The organism is Streptococcus sp. SK140, assembly GCF_000259525.1.
Taxonomy (GTDB): domain Bacteria; phylum Bacillota; class Bacilli; order Lactobacillales; family Streptococcaceae; genus Streptococcus.
In genome coordinates this window covers 1-16577 of the sequence record NZ_AJML01000040.1, presented here as the reverse complement: position 1 = coordinate 16577, position 16577 = coordinate 1, and the positions used below count along the sequence as shown (strand labels likewise).

The window sequence follows — 16577 nt, the reverse complement described above, 5'->3', positions numbered from 1 at the left end:
GCTGGGAGTTTTCAACCTTACTTTTCTTTACGTTTAACAGTTAGTAGAGCTACTGATAAAACAAGACTGAGACTTGCTAGGAAGGCAGCTGTATCAGATCGACTTTCACCTGTTTCTGGAAGTCTTCTGAATCTACTTTCTCTGAAGCATTTTCAAAGTTTTCTCCATTAACTGCTGGTTCATGAACTTGATCTACTGGTTTTAATGGTTCTTGGTTTTGTTCTTTATAGACAATCGCATAAAGTCCTAGATCTTTGGTTGTAAATTCAATCATATCACCTACAAGCGTCACCTTTTGAACCTGCAAGCCTTGATCTAAGCTCATGTGATAAACCTCTTGAACCTGACCCTTGACTGGCAATCTCACTAGGACAGCACCTTCAAGTTCAACTTCTTGGTTGTCCTTATCTAGCAATTTCACTTGATAAGCATCGTAGTGTTTACCAACTAATTCTTGTCGTAGAACCTTTTGCACTTGAAGCTTGAGGTCTTTAGATAACTCTTTAGTTAACCCTGCTACCAGAACTCCAGTTTCCTTATCAGACAAGATTCGAACCTCTGCAGCTGGTCTTTCCACACTTGGGGCTGGCTTGTTCCCCACTGTAGCCACTGTTCCTGTGTATTCTGGTAATTCATTCTTAGCCGCTTCTAGCGCATTGACGCCACCTGTAAATTCTGGGATTTTTACTACTGGAGCTGGTTCGTCGCCTACTGTGCCAACTGCCTCTGTGTATTCTGGCAATTCATTCTTAGCTGCCTCTACTGCATTGACACCACCCTTGAATTCTGGGATTTCTACTACTGGAGCTGGCTCGTCGCCTGCTGTGCCGATTACATCTGTGTATTCTGGCAACTCGTTTTTAGCTGCTTCTACTGCATTGACGCCGCCCTCAAATTCTGGGACTTCTACTACTGGTGCTGGCTCGTCGCCTACTGTGCCGATTGCATCTGTGTATTCTGGCAACTCGTTTTTAGCTGCTTCTACTGCATTGACACCACCCTCAAATTCTGGCACTTCTACTACCGGAGCTGGTTCGTCGCCTTTACTTATTGTCGGTGCTGGCTCGTCTACCACTTCTTGATAGAAAGTAGTCATTTCGTAGAACTCTGGTTCTCCACCTTCCCAAGAAACTTTTACATCGAGAATCCGTGGATTTTTTCCTGAAAGGGCAAAGGTTTGGAAACTTGATCTTACTTCACCCAAATTTTTCCAGACTGATTCACCAGCATCATTCAAGGTACGAACTTGGACATTTACTTTTGCACCTTCAGGCAAGTCAGCAATCAAGCGAACATGATTGACCTTGGTTTCTTCAGATAAATGATAAACAAGCTCTCCTTTTTCTTCAGTAGCTGCATAGCTTGTCAAGACATTTCCGTCAGTCATATTTTTCTTCAGATTATCCGCTTCTTCACTACCAGTTCCTGTCACTGTAGGATTATTTTCAGGATTGATAAATTCACCATCATTAATCACGATTTCGCTAAATCCTACAAAACGAGCATTATAGTCCGCTGTAAAGAGAACACGCATAAACTTAGCAGTTACAGGTTGATCCAGAATACCTTCAATATAACGATTTCCTGGGTTTGCAGAATCATGTGTCCAGCCGTCGGTCAAGGAATTATCACGAATTTCATTTTCCACACCATCTCCGACTGTTACAACATCCGTCCAATTCTTACCATCTTCACTGACTTGAATCTTTCCATCACGCAAATAATTACGCTGAGCATCCTGAATATAGGCACGAATCTTCTTGATTTGACGAGTGGTGCCTAGTTTCATGACAATTTCCCCGTTTTTACGTTGGTAATCAGAAAATTCTACAAAATTATTAAAGTCTCCATCAAAAAGTTGACCAAGGTTGTGTACGCGACGAACATCATTAGCACCATAATATTGGTGGATACCCATAGTGGTTGATAAGAGTTCAGTTGGATCCACTTCTTTTGTCTTGACGACTAATTTTCCAGTAGGAAGCGCTTGGTCCTTATCTGTCTTGTTCACGATGCGTACATAGCGCACTAAGGCGTGTTCTGAAAGTTGGTCAGCGCTCATCCATTCTACTTCATTTGCTGAATATTCCAGCGTCAATCCTGTTTCTCCTGCACCTTCAAGTGCAATTGAACTAGCTTCATGGAGGCGATCCAATTTCAAGCCAAGATAGCCATTTGCTGGAAGATGATTCCCTTGAGGTAAGGCCATTTCATAACGACCACGACTGTCTACTACTGGCGTTTCCTTCAGGCTGTCGACATTGGTGACGGTCAAATCAGTATTTGGTGTATCGACGTCAACTCTAAAGTCCGCAATTCTCCACCATTTGCTGAGAAGCTGTGTATTACGAACACGAACGTATTGGGCTGTGAAGTTTTGGCTAATATCTGAAATTCGATCCCCAGCTAAGGTCTGAAGTGCCTTCCAGTTTGTACCGTCTGTAGAATATTCGATGACACCAGCTGCTAGTTTATCACCTTCCCCTTGAACTAGATGAACATGTTTCACTTTCTTAGCTCCACCCAAGTCCATTTGAACCCAAGCATTTTCTGGAGTCACATTTGTTTGATTGGCATGAGCCATCATAGATTCGGTGTTATCTTTGCCATCTTGCATTTGAAGCACACTGGTTCCATACTTGTAAACCAGATTTGGACTTAAAGTAATGGTCCCTTTTACCTTCTTGCTTCCAAGTTCGAGCGGTCTATTGACAGCAATCTCACGCATGGCAAGCCAAGCATTATCTTTTTTAGCAGTGGCACGCATACGAACTGCTTGTGCCGTAATATCAAGATTAGTAAATTCAAGCGTACGTTCTCTACCTGTGTAGGCTGGACTTGTGAGAGCTACCCAGTCGCCCTGTTCGTTTTGATACTCGACAAGGGCATTTCCAAAGGTATAATTATCGGCTGTCTTTGTACCTGTAGCAAAACCTAGCGTATGGACCTTAATGGCTTTATTGAAACGAAGTCCTACATAATCATCTCGTTCAATAACGGTGGTCGTCTTGACAATCGCATGAGTATCCAAGTCGCCATCTGTTACTTCTGCAAGACCTCCTTCAATCCCCGCACGGTTGGTAATAAAGGTGGTCACAAGTTTATCAGGATGCAGCATGGTCTGGATATGTGTTGCCAAGTATTCCTTTAAGTTATTGATAAATGGACGAATATGTTGCACTCCAAACTCTGCCCGTTCATAATGGTCTACATAGAAGAAAGAGTAACTAATAGACTGATCGTAATACTTAACCCCAGCATAGTAATACTCCCATACTTTAGCATCATTCTTTTCAGCCAGACCTTCTGTCGCTGTCAGCAAGGCTTCTAAAGCATCCATCTGATCCACTGTATTGTCTAACCAGTAGTGGATTTGGTCAATAAGCTTCTTGTCTCCTTTTTCTTTCAGAAGGAGGGCGTCAGCCTTCAAATTTGCAAAGATACCCTTTAATTCTTTTCTCTCTGCATCTACGTTTTGACCAGTCTTCAATTTATTATAAAAGTCTGTCAATTTAGGTGCAAGATCAACAGATTCTTCCAATTTTGTGACATGTGGAGGGCGGTTTTGGTTGCGCATATGCTTACCAAGTTCACGAAAGGCTTTTGATACATCACTTTCCTCAAAATTTCCATTGACCACATAGTTAAAGGCCATATCATTGATTTTTTCAGCTTCTTCCGCACTTCTCCATTGTTTCCAACCATACTGTGCCACATCAAAGAGTGCTACCTTTGAAGCTTCTGATTGTTGCATCGGATTTAGCATGATGCCCTGCGCCAAGGACAAATCAACATTGGGATGTAAGAATTTTTCACCACCACCTAGAATCAAGTGTTGCTTGGTATTATCATTACAAGGCCAGTTTATCCAGAAATGAATCGGACGATACTTCTTGCCACCTTCTGTCAAATTCTTCTTCAAATTTGTTAGGAAGGTTTGGTCAACTGCACCCCATACCTTACCCCCTGTTAGGGTTAAATGAACCGTTTCTGGAAGGCGTTCGTTAAGCGTGCGAAGTTCATCTTCTGTCCCTTGTCCCATATACCAGGCTGGCACGAAAATCATATCTTTACGAAGGCCGCTGTATTTTGTTTCTTGTTCAGTTAGCCAATTTGTCAGGTCAGTCATTAACCGAACATAACTATTGTAGCCACCAACAGGCCAGGCCGCATCATCAGCTAGAACACCAAATTCACGCACACCTGCATCCAGCAATTGGGTGAATTTCGCTTTAATGACATCTAAATCCTGTTTATATAATTCATCCGTGTCAAAACGCATCTTGTTATGCATAAATGGATGGATGGTCCATACATAGCGAGTTTTTGTTTCATTCCCCACACGAGCTAGATCACGAATCTCTGACATTTTTTCTTCTGGATAGAGTTCACGCCATTTGGCATTGTGATAGGGATCGTCTTTAGGCGCAAAGAAGTACTGAGTTAGCTTTAAGTCGCCACCATAGCGCATCAACTCTTCACGGTTTTCCTTGGTCCAAGGATTTCCATAATATCCTTCGATAAAGCCACGGTTCTTCACTTCTGCATAGTCTTCTACGGTCACATCTCGAAGAACTGGAACAGGACTCTCCTTCAGCATCTGTTTCAAGGTTGTTAGTCCAAAGAAGACAGCATCCGTATCCTTTCCGACTATCGAAATCTTATTGTCCTTCACGCGCAAGACATAGGCATCAATTTTATCGTATAGACCAGACGAAATATCTTGGACTTCTTTTTCTGCCAGAGGAGCTTTCCCACGCACTCCAAGGAAAATGTTGGTTGCCCCTTCTGTAGCTTTTGTACTGGTAGTGTAAGACACATTACTAGCTTGGAGAACTTCTTTGGCACGGTTACGTGTATAGATATCTAAGCCATCGCTAAAGACAAGGTTTACCTTTCCTTCTAGAGCAGTAACCCCATCGCCATAAGTAACCTTTTGAGGTCTTGGAAATACCGTATATTCCTTTTTAGCTACTTTATTTTTGGCGGCATCAATTTCTGCTTTACTTGCAGGTTTATCTGCTGTAAATGAATCAGCTTTCTCCACCGTTCCATTTACTTCAGCTGGTTTCGTAGGTTTTGTTACTGCATTGGTTTCAGTAGGAGCTACTTCTGTAGAAGCATTTTCTACGGTTGTACTTTTCTCCTCTACTGTAGAATTTTTAGTTTCTAATGGTTTTGAAGAAGTTTCTTCAGGAGCTTGGGACTTAGTAGCTACCTCTTCCACTTTAGTCTCTGAAACAAAGGCTACCTCTGCATCTTTAATAGCGCCTGCCAAATCTGATGATAACTTATCCTCTGGTGGAAGCTGTTTAAGACTTGTTTCTGATTCTAGTGCAAGCTCTGTCTCTGCAGCTTGTACCATACTGGCTCCAAAGATACTCGCGCCAACCATAACTGAAGCTGCTCCTATTGCAAATTTTCGAATACTATAATGACAACGTTTCTCAAAAAATTGATGATCCATCTTTCTTCTATTCCTTTCCTCCAACCACTCATCTAAGCGATTTCATCCCTATTTTAAAAAAATAGAGAGAACCAAAAGGTCCTCTCCATATGGTTGTAGCATTTTTCAATCCTATCCTCTGGGATAGTCCAAGTATTTCTACAATCAATCAGCAATGTAGAGTTCCAAACTCTATTTTTCTTTACGTTTAACTGTTAGTAAAGCCACTGATAAAACAAGACTGAGACTTGCTAGGAAGGCAGCTGTATCAGATCGACTTTCACCTGTTTCTGGAAGTCTTGCTGAATCTACTTTCTCTGAAGCATTTTCAAAGTTTTCTCCCTTAACTGCTGGTTTATGAGCTTGTTCTACTGGTTTTACTGGTTCTTGATTTTGTTCTTTATAGACAATCGCATAAAGTCCTAGATCTTTGGTGACAAATTCAACCATGTCACCTACAAGCGTCACCTTTTGAACCTGTAAGCCTTGATCTAAGCTCATGTGATAAACTCCTTGAACCTGTCCCTTGACTGGTAATCTCACTAGGACAGCGCCTTTGAGTTCAACTTCTTGGTTGTCCTTATCCAGCAATTTAACTTGATAAGCATCATAGTGTTTACCAGCTAATTCTTGACGTAGAACCTTCTGCACTTGAAGCTTGAGGTCTTTAGATAACTCTGTAGTTAGCCCTGCTACCAGAACTCCAGTTTCCTTATCAGTCAAAATTCGAACCTCTTCGGCTGGTTTAACAAGACTTGGTGCAGGCTCATTTCCAGCTGTAGCCACTGTTCCTGTGTATTCTGGCAACTCATTCTTAGCGGCTTCTACTGCATTGACACCACCCTTGAATTCTGGAACTTCTACTACTGGTGCTGGCTCGTCACCTACTGTGCCGATTACATCTGTGTATTCTGGTAACTCATGCTTAGCGGCTTCTACTGCATTAACACCACCCTTAAATTCTGGGATTTCTACTACTGGAGCTGGCTCATCGCCTACTGTGCCAACTGCATCTGTATATTCTGGTAACTCGTTTTTGGCGGCTTCTACTGCATTGACACCACCCTCAAATTCTGGCACTTCTACTACTGGTGCTGGCTCGTCGCCTACTGTGCCAACTGCATCTGTGTATTCTGGCAACTCGTTTTTAGCGGCTTCTACTGCATTGACTCCGCCCTTGAATTCTGGGACTTCTACTACTGGAGCTGGCTCGTCACCTACCGTGCCGATTGCATCTGTGTATTCTGGCAACTCATGCTTAGCAGCTTCTACTGCATTGACACCGCCCTTGAATTCTGGGACTTCTACCACTGGAGCTGGTTCGTCACCTGCTGTGCCGATTGCATCTGTGTATTCTGGCAACACATGCTTAGCTGCTTCTGCAGCATTGACTCCGCCCTTGAATTCTGGGACTTCTACTACTGGAGCTGGTTCATCACCCTTACTTGTAGTAATGGCTGGTTTGACCTTAACTTCAACAACTCGATCTTGCGCCTCAGTTGTATCTGTATGAACAGTGGTACGGTTAGATCCTAGAACCTCAACATAATCAACTCTTTCACCCTTCTTACCTTCTGAGATTACTCGACGTTCATCTTGAGCTAAGTCATTGTTTTCACGAATAATTTCCTTAAATGGAATTTCGGTCTTGACAACTTCTAAACTTGGTCGTTCGAGAACAGGACTTTGGTCGCCTTCTTCAGGAACAATACGGTGACTAGGTTTGAAGTGAATACGATATTCCTTGACAAGACTACCATCCTTAGCAAGAAGACGAACAAGGCTAGGAAGATTATCCTGACTAGACTCAACAACCGTTGTCACACCGTGACCACTTGCTTGAGCAGTCACCTGTGGTTTAGTGCCATTTAAGTTCACTGTATAATCTGAAACCGCAGGATCAAAGTTTTCCAATGCTTTTCCAGCAACCGAAATAGTCACTGAAGGAGTTTCCACATCGTTTGCTTTAGCAGGAGAGTAAGCACTAAATTCGACCATTGCTAGACCATTAGTTGTAGATTTACGAGTCATGCGTGCTCGAATAGCTGTTGTCTGAATTGGATCAAAGGTAAATTCGATTGGTTTACCAGCCACGATTTCTCCAGATGCTTTATAAGGAATTTCTTGCCAGTTTTCTGCCTTATTAAATGGATGATCCGCATTTTCTTCATAACGAGAAATGGTACTTGGTTCTGTATAGGCAGGCCCAACATATCTTTCTAATACCATTGTCGCTGGTGCGTCTGTTCCACTGTCTTTAAAGAACTGAATAGCTACTTTTCCAACAGACTGAGGTGTAATCTGACCATTCTTCTTAAAGAGAATTCCCACAGATGTTTCTTGGTCTTTCGGAGTACGAGACCAGTTAGTCCAACGTCCATCTTCGTTAAAGTGACCATCGTTGATATAGAAAATTTTATCCCGAGAAGCTGCTTGTGTATCATTTGTAGTAGACGCAAAGGCTTTAGAATCTGTCGCATTATTGCTTGGATTTTCTGAGATAACTTGATTACCTTTTGTAACAACTGTTACTTGCATCTTGGTTGTTAAGTCTGTTCCTAGAACATGACCAAGCACTTCAAAGTTACCTTCTTGGGCAGTCGCATGTTCTGGAACTGCATCCCATTGGACAGCAAGGTTAGCTTTAACCCAGCCAGCTTGTGATGGATAGTAGACTGTTACTTCGGCAGGCAATTGAAGTTGATCGCCAACATTCAAGGTCTGGGCACTATTTTCCGCAGCTACTGGTTGTGTTGACTCTTTTTCGTCATCGCGGAAGATACGATATTCTTTAAGAACAGTTCCATCCTCAGCTTTCAAAATAAGACGTGTCGCACCTTTTTCACTTGTTGCAGGAACAACCGTTACCAAACCGTTGTTGCTGGCTGTGGCAGTGATTTCCTTGCTTGCTTGAGGAATATAATAATCTGTCTTAGATGGATTGAAATGTTCGAGCTTCTTACCATCTACTTGGATAGAAATTTCTGAGCTGGTAGCACTTGGAACCTTACTTCCTAAAATAGTAATTTCTGTTAAACCAACACCAGCCTTTCCATCTGCCTTCTTCATACGCATACGAACAGCATAAGTTTCAACCTTGTCAAATGTAAAGTGGTTTGTTTGACCTGCAGATAATTGTCCTGGAGCTTTGAGATGTTCAACTTCTTTCCAGTTGGCAGCATTATTAAATGGATGCTTGGCATCTCCTTGAGCATGATTGACATCGTTTGGAAGATCAGGAACTTCTTGACCAACATAGTATTCGATGACATATTCTTTTGGAAGTCCGATAGCTCCGTCTGTGTAGAAATCAACGGATAGATTATCGACAAAGCGTTTGGTCAAATCTCCTGAATTACCAAACAAGATAGACGCCCAATCATTATCTGTACCTGTTTGCCATGTAGTCCATCGATTCTTAACATCTGTATTGGCTCTTGAAACTGTCAAATCGTTCAAGGTATTTGCCGAATCATCACCACCCGTATTGGATACAATAGCAGCTGGCAATTGAGAACCAGTCCACTGTTTAGAGATATTATTTCCAGCAACAACTTGACTAGAAACACGGACATGGGCCTTGGTAGTCAGATGGCTACCCACTAATTGACCCTTGATTTCATAGATGCCTTCAGTCTGACTAAAGTTCTCAGGAACCTTGTCCCAAAGGACATCTTTATAGACAGTTGTTCCATTAGAATGGTAGGCACGTACGTTAGCTGGCAATTGAACAGTTTCACCCTTAGGTAGTGTTAAACTGATTTCTTCTGCAACCTGCAAACCTTCAACAGTTACATTTGCTAAAGCTTCAATATCTGTACCTTCGACATGACCTTTAAGGGTAAAGCTATGATAGTAACCAAGTTCTTTGGCATCTACCTTGTCCCAAGTTACAGCTACCTTACGAGGCAAGCCCTTATCAAATTCTGCTCCGATTTGATCAGGCAAATTCGGTTGCTGATTGATATCTGTAGAGATAGAAACAGGATGCAGCTTGACAATTTTCTTGTCTACTGTATTTTCTTTTATCACAAGTTCAGTTGCTACAGACTGAGTCTTATCAGTTTGATTGTCAATACGAGGAGTGAGGGTCACACTACCTTTCGTATAAAGCAGCAAGTTCTGACCATTCACCTCAAGATGACCACCATCAGCTGACTTAGCTTCCAAATGGATATCTGACGCTGAAAATTCAGTATGCGAACCATCCTCATAATGTCCAATGACATGATAAGGGAGGACTTGATCTTCTGTTGCAGTCTCTTTTCCTTCAACGCTTACTTCCAAACGTGTCAAGGCAGGCGCTTCTTTCACAAATTGAATCAAGTAAGTTTGAACCAATTCACCCTTTTGGTCACTCAAAAATACAGAAGCCTGATAATCATTAGCTGCTGAAGATTGTTGAACAGTTACTTGATAGCCAGTAGTTTGTGCACCAACATTTGGAATTTTAGCTGTATAAGGAAGGGATACTCGGTAGTAAGTCTTTCCAGGCTCAAAGTTTTCAAGAGACTTGTCACCAACCGTGAGACCTGTAACAGTACTTTCTGTTTCCTTATCACTCGCGATAAAGGTTGCCGTAACCTCGTAGTCATTGCCTTCCAATTTACCAGTTGCTTCAGTACGTCCACCTTCTTTTGTCAAGGCAGATGGATCTTTCAAGGTCCAAGAAACGACATTCGCATCAACCAAGTTACCATCTGACAAAACAGCCGTTACAGTCTTGTCCAAATTTTCAACAGCTGTACCAACTGGGACAGTTGCTACTTTTGGCAACCACTTATCAAGCGCAACTACCTTGACAAGGGCTTCAGCCTTGGCTTCGAGTCCTTCTACACTACCAAGGACTTTTTTCTCACCAGCACTTGAAAGGAGATCTTCTGGGATGTCCCAAGTCACAGCTTTTTCTTCGACACTACCATCGCTATAAATAGCTGTCACAGTCTCTGGCAATTTAGGATATTCGCTGACATCAGTTCTTGCCTTCACAGGGGCAAAAGCGACAAAATGGCGATTTTCTTTCTTGCCTGAAACGGTTGTGACTGTTGCCTGATCTGAAGCCAAGCCTGCAGAATCCGCATAAAGAGTGAATTTACCTTCTTTTTCAGTAGATTTTACAATGACAACACCTTTACCATTGAAGGCTTTTCTTTGCCATGTACCATCTTTCTGAGCCTTATAACGTTCACGGCTAGCTTGTTCCCCATTGTCCACACCAACGATTTGCCCTTGCCCATGAAGATTGAAATGAACAAGATTATTGGCAGTTGGCACAACATTACCGTCTTCATCAACGATTTCATATTGGATATAAGACAAATCTTTACCGTCTGCAGTGATAACATGTTCTTCCTTGGTGAGACGAACTCTAGCTGGCTCCCCTGCTGTTGTCACACTATCACGCGCAATCTCCTTACCATTTTCATCGCGAGCAATAGCTGTTAAGGTACCTGGTTTATAGTCCACCAACCACTCAAGATACAATTCACTTGGTTTAGCTCCCTCGTGATAAGGGCGACCATCTTCAGTTGTTTTCTTAACAAATTCTTTCTTACCGAGGGACTCATTGTTCAAGAACAATTCTACGCTGGCGGCATTTGAGAAGGTCCGAACTGGAACTTTGCCATTGACCAGCATATTACGTTCCTTGAGCGTTTCTTCAGTCCAATTCCAGTGAGGCATGATACGAACTGTTGGTTTTTCTTTGGCACTATACCATTCACTACGATAGAGATAGAAATCATTCTTAGGCAAGCCTGCCGTATCAATGATACCAAAGTAAGAACTTTTTACTGGTGTGTTATCTTGGTTATGCCATGGTGTTGGTTCACCGATATAGTCGAAACCAGTCCAGATGAACTGACCTGCATAGCCAGCACGATCACGATCAAAAGTCCAAGATTCAGTAGCTGTTCTACCCCAGGCTACACGGTCATTACCATAGTCTGACTGTTCATAATGACGATTTGGACGATTGTCGTGCCAGAGTAAATGAGCAGGATCAAAATAAGAATCTCGAGTTCGAGTCGCTGAAGAGGTTTCAGAACCATAAATCAACCAATCTGGATGTTCCTTACGAACCGCATCATAATTCCGTTCCCCATAGTTCATACCAACAGCATCCATGATTGCTGCCAATTCTAAGAACAAGCCGCTTGATCTACGACTGAATTTGTTTTCCCCCATGGTCACATAGCGTTCTGTATCGATTGCTTTGATGATGGCTTTCAAACGCTTGGCTGTTTCTAGCGAACGCTCACCACCATCTGCTTCATCAACTTCGTTACCGAGGGACCACATAACGATAGATGGATTATTTTTATCACGTTCGACCATGGTTCTAAGGTCAAAATCAGACCACTTTTCACCCTTCTTGGCTTCTGGGTGAGTTGCATCTTGGTCAAAGAAACGTCCATAGTCATACGTTTTCTTACCACGATACCAAGTATCAAAGGCTTCTTCTTGCACCAAAAGTCCTAGACTTGCCGCAGCATCAAGCAACTGTGGACTTGCTGGATTGTGGGTTGTACGGATAGAGTTAACTCCCATATCTTTCAGAAGTTTTAATTTACGGTAGGTTGCCTTATAGTTTTCTTCTGCCCCCAAGGCACCGTTATCATGGTGGATACTAACTCCATGGAATTTCATTCTCTCACCGTTCAAAGAGAATCCTTCTTTGGCTGTCCAGTTAAAATAACGATAACCAAAAGTATCTTCTGTCACATCAACTAGTTGACCTTCTTTATAAACTTTGGTTTTCAGAACATAGAGCTGAGGATGATAACTTTTGGTTGTCCAGAGGGTTGGCTTATTAACTAAAATCGTTTGCTTAAAGTCAGCTGTCTCATTTCCTGCTAGGCTCTTAGTTACAGAACGAACCAAATCTGAAACAGCTTTACCTTCCTTAGTAAAAATCTGTTGCTCTACAAATACCTTGGCTAATGTCTTGGCAGTATTTTTAATCTTGCTTTGGATTTGTGTTTCAACATTGCCATCTTTTTGTTCAGCCAATTTTGGAGTTGTAATATGATTTCCATTTTCAGCTACCTGCACCTTGTCGCGATAGCTCAGAGTTACATCACGATAGATACCACTTCCTGAGTACCAACGACTACTTGGCTGTTTATTGGTAACTTGGACAGCAATGGTATTTTCACTACCATCTTTATTTAAAAATTCAGTAATATCGTATGAAAAATGATTGTAACCACTTGGATAATGACCTACAAATTTACCATTGACATAGACCTTAGAGTCCATGTAGACACCATCAAAGTTGATCCGAACATCCTTGTCCTTAGCAGCTTCGTCAACCGTGAAGGTCTTGCGATACCAGGCAGTACCCCCGTTTAATTGACCACCTTCATTTCGGGCAGGAGACTTGTGATCAAAATCAAAATAGATACTCCAATCATGAGGAAGATTCAACTTAGACCAATCATGAACATCTACATCTTTCTTAGAAAAGTCACCTTGAGCGTTTAGTTTAAAATACCAGTCTTTGTTGAAATTTTGTTTTCTTTCTTCAAGGAGTTGATTTTCTTTTTCCTTCTCTTTTGTAGCTTGAGGTGATTCACTTGCAGAAGCTTTTTCTTCCTTGCTTTTATCATCCGTTACAGGTTTATTTTGATTAGGTGTATCAGTATGTTCTTCTCGAACTGTTGGCTTTTCAGCACTTGCTTTTGAAACTGTAGACTCTTTCCCATTCGCTTCAGCAGCAGATTTTTCAGTTTTTTCAACTTTGTCTTCTTTAGGGCTGACTACTTCTGCTTCCTTTTCTACCTTAGGGCTTGTTGCCTCAGTTACCTTTTCTTCACTTGCTGGTTTTGCGGATTCAACAGTATCATTTTCTTCTTCAGTAGCGTTATCTTGTGGGCCATTTTGCTCAGCTTTTGCAATTGCTGCAGCAACCTCATCTGGAAGCTTATCTAAAGGTTGAACTTGATGAATCGTTTCCTCACTGGGACTTGCTGTTTCGGTTTCAGCTGCTTGAGCCACCTGAAGACCAAATATACTAGCTCCAATCATAACTGAAGCCGCACCAATGGCAAATTTACGAATACTATAATGACACCGTCTTTCAAAAAATCTCTTATCCATTATTGTTCCTTTCCAATGTTCTAGTAAGCGATTACATTTTACTCCAAAAAATAAACCTCCCTCTAGACGCTTACTTATTTTATCCATATAAATATTGATACTTTTAATATATCAAAATAGTAGAGTTTTTTCAATAATTTGTAGAAATTTTACTGTAATTTTATTAAAAGAAGTGCAAGAAAAAAACAAGTTCATTTTTGAGAACTTGTTTCTTCACTATATAAAATCAATGCTTGTATTATCTATCCAAACTACGCAATGCCGCCTGATAAGTCTGCTCCATCAGCATGGTAATGGTCATAGGCCCAACTCCACCAGGTACAGGTGTGATATGGCTAGCGATTGGTGCAACGGCATCATAGTCAACATCTCCACAGAGCTTGCCATTTTCATCTCGGTTCATCCCCACATCAATAACAACAGCCCCAGGTTTGACAAAGTCAGCAGTCACAAACTTAGCACGACCGATTGCTACGACAAGAATATCCGCCTTAGAAGCTACCTTGGCAAGATTGTGTGTTCGTGAGTGGGTTAAGGTTACAGTTGCATTCTTAGCTAATAACAACTGGGCCATTGGTTTACCGACGATATTTGAACGACCAATGACAACTGCATTTTTACCTTCTAGTTCAATCCCATACTCGTGAAACATTTCCATGATACCAGCTGGAGTTGAAGGGATCATAACTGGATGACCAGACCAAAGGCGCCCCATGTTGAGCGGATGAAAACCATCCACGTCCTTTTCTGGATCAATAGCCAATAAAACAGCTTCTTCATCGATGTGTTTTGGTAATGGCAACTGCACCAAAATACCATGCCAAGCTGGATCTTGATTGTATTTGGCAATCAAGTCCAACAATTCCTCTTGGGTAATGGTCTCCGGAACTCGCACGACTTCACTTTGGAAACCTGCAGCTATCGCTGAACGTTCCTTGTTACGAACGTAAACCTGACTGGCTGGATTTTCCCCAACCAAAATAACCACCAAACCAGGCACCAAACCTGTCTCTTCCTTCAATTTCGCAGTCTTTTCAGCCAATTGTCCTTGTAGCTTGGCTGCTAAAGCCTTGCCATCAATAATCTGTGTCATGTGTTTTCTCTTTTCTAACAAATATCTTCTATTATATCAAAAAAACACTTGTCCCTCTAACACTTCTTACCTAAGAGACCTTATAGTCTGAAACTATAAGAAAAAGCCCACTTGGAGCTTTTCATGATATTCTTACAAAACCTTACTCAAGAAATCCTTGGTTCTTTGTTCTTGGGTTTGTTCAAAGACTTGCTCTGGAGTTCCATCTTCGACAACAACACCGTCAGCCATAAAGATGACGCGGTCTGCCACTTCACGCGCAAAGCCCATCTCATGCGTCACGATGACCATAGTCATTCCTGACTTAGCAAGTTCTTGCATAACCGCTAGTACTTCCCCTACCATTTCTGGGTCTAGGGCAGAAGTCGGTTCATCAAAAAGTAGGACATCTGGTTCCATGGCAAGACCACGAGCAATAGCGATACGTTGTTGCTGCCCACCAGACAAACTTTGTGGATAAGCATTTGCCTTATCTGGTAAACCAACTTTTTCCAAGAGCTCATGCGCTCTCTTCTCAGCAACTTCCTTACTTTCCCCTTTGGTCTTGATAGGAGAAAGCGTGATGTTATCCTTCACTGTCATATTGGGGAAGAGATTGAACTGTTGGAAAACCATTCCCATCTTTTCACGCATGGCAAAGAGGTCGTTTTTCTTATCTGTAATGTCTACTCCTTCAAAGATAACCTTTCCTTTTGTCGCTTCTTCGAGGAGATTCATAGAGCGAAGGAGGGTTGACTTACCGCTACCAGATGGTCCGATAATGACCACAACTTCCCCTTTTTTGATTTCAAGATCAATACCTTTTAAAACTTCATTTTTTCCAAAGCTTTTATGAAGGTTTTCAATTTTTATAAGCGTTTCAGTCATTATTTTTTCTCTCCTTGTCCCATACGATTTTCAAAAGCTTTCAAGGCTAGTGTCAAGATAGAGGTCATAATCAAGTAGTAAAAGGCTGCAAATAAAAGTGGAGTTAAAGGCAAGTAGGTGGTTGTTGACACCGTAGTAGCTCCATTCCACAATTCCATAACACCGATTGCTGACAAGAGTGAACTATCCTTGATAATGGTAATAAACTCATTCCCCAAGGCTGGCAAGATATTCTTGATAGCCTGTGGCAAGATGACATAGCGCATGGCATTTTTAGGACGAATCCCTAGAGAGTAAGCCGCCTCTAATTGTCCTTTAGGTACTGCATTGATACCAGCACGAACTGTTTCTGATACATAGGCACCACTATTCATAGAAATAATGATAATCCCTGGAATCAAACGTGAAAAATCAACTCCCAAAACTCCAATTTGAATAGTCGGGGCATTGATATGCATAAGAGCAAAAGCAATCATGATCTGAACCATCATAGGTGTTCCACGGAAAATCCAAATATAAACATTGGCAAGCCAAGCTATGGGCTTTATTTTAGAACGTTGAGCAAAAGCCAAGACTACCCCTAAAATTGTCCCCAAAAAGACAACCAAAACAGAGATCAAGACTGTTACAAGAGCACCATAGTTAAAATATGGCAGATATTTAGGTAAAAAAGAAAAATTCATAAATCCACTACTTTCTAATTTCTAACTTAAAACTTGTATGAGTATAACATGTTTTGAATAAAAATGCAATCTTTTTCCTTTTATTTTCAATAAAATTTCAAAGAAAACAGAAATAGTGAGAAATCTTAGTTTTTTCTAGTCAAGTGGATACTCTTTATGGTAAAATAGTAACGATAAGAAATGGAGGAGAATCAAAATGGAATCACATTTGGTTAGAATCATCAACCGCCTAGAAGCAATGACAAAAGATGGTGGTAACTTAAAACGTAACTTTGAGCGCGAGGGAGTTGTTGTAGCTGAAGTTGCTTTTAACCATGATGAAGAAAATGGCCCAATCTTTACACTTCGTGATGTTGAAGCGCGTGAAACATATACTTTTGACAGCATC

General features: G+C 41.5%; 6 protein-coding genes and 1 pseudogene. 1 reads left to right on the top strand and 6 read right to left on the bottom strand.

Annotated elements, in window-relative coordinates; translation table 11 throughout:
- Window positions 1-17: 17 nt before the first annotated feature.
- The 6 genes and pseudogenes from HMPREF1116_RS12415 to HMPREF1116_RS10620 all read right to left on the bottom strand — a co-directional run.
- Window positions 18-77 (bottom strand): annotated as a pseudogene (locus HMPREF1116_RS12415) (hypothetical protein); the annotation flags it as partial.
- Window positions 77-5467 carry an SIALI-17 repeat-containing surface protein gene (locus HMPREF1116_RS0102470; RefSeq protein WP_025171310.1) on the bottom strand — a complete coding sequence of 1797 codons (5391 nt, stop codon included), beginning with the start codon at window positions 5465-5467 and terminating at the stop codon, window positions 77-79. The gene HMPREF1116_RS0102470 and the pseudogene HMPREF1116_RS12415, both read right to left, overlap by 1 nt.
- Before the next feature lie 171 nt (window positions 5468-5638).
- Window positions 5639-13546 (bottom strand): SIALI-17 repeat-containing surface protein, encoded by a 7908-nt coding sequence (locus HMPREF1116_RS10635; RefSeq protein WP_000361153.1) that lies wholly within the window; start codon window positions 13544-13546, stop codon window positions 5639-5641.
- A gap of 238 nt (window positions 13547-13784) precedes the next feature.
- Window positions 13785-14639: a bifunctional methylenetetrahydrofolate dehydrogenase/methenyltetrahydrofolate cyclohydrolase gene (locus HMPREF1116_RS10630; protein ID WP_000192098.1), complete on the bottom strand. Its 855-nt coding sequence runs from the start codon at window positions 14637-14639 to the stop codon at window positions 13785-13787.
- 132 nt (window positions 14640-14771) lie between these two features.
- Entirely contained in the window at window positions 14772-15506 is a 735-nt protein-coding gene (locus HMPREF1116_RS10625) for an amino acid ABC transporter ATP-binding protein (protein ID WP_000140935.1), read from the bottom strand.
- Complete coding sequence (locus HMPREF1116_RS10620; RefSeq protein ID WP_001011628.1) at window positions 15506-16189, bottom strand: amino acid ABC transporter permease; 684 nt, start codon at window positions 16187-16189, stop codon at window positions 15506-15508. The genes HMPREF1116_RS10625 and HMPREF1116_RS10620 overlap by 1 nt, the downstream gene beginning before the upstream one ends.
- Window positions 16190-16385: 196 nt before the next feature.
- On the opposite strand from HMPREF1116_RS10620, the gene HMPREF1116_RS10615 reads away from it, so the two are divergent.
- A partial coding sequence (locus tag HMPREF1116_RS10615; RefSeq protein ID WP_000443575.1) for a DUF1797 family protein occupies window positions 16386-16577 on the top strand: 192 nt, incomplete at its 3' end.

Excerpts from the sequence above, each read along its gene's own strand:
- HMPREF1116_RS10630 (WP_000192098.1), bottom strand. The coding sequence starts at position 14,639 with ATGACACAGATTATTGATGGCAAGGCTTTAGCAGCCAAGCTACAAGGA.
- HMPREF1116_RS10625 (WP_000140935.1), bottom strand. The coding sequence starts at position 15,506 with ATGACTGAAACGCTTATAAAAATTGAAAACCTTCATAAAAGCTTTGGA.
- HMPREF1116_RS10620 (WP_001011628.1), bottom strand. The coding sequence starts at position 16,189 with ATGAATTTTTCTTTTTTACCTAAATATCTGCCATATTTTAACTATGGT.
- HMPREF1116_RS0102470 (WP_025171310.1), bottom strand. The coding sequence starts at position 5,467 with ATGGATCATCAATTTTTTGAGAAACGTTGTCATTATAGTATTCGAAAA.
- HMPREF1116_RS10635 (WP_000361153.1), bottom strand. The coding sequence starts at position 13,546 with ATGGATAAGAGATTTTTTGAAAGACGGTGTCATTATAGTATTCGTAAA.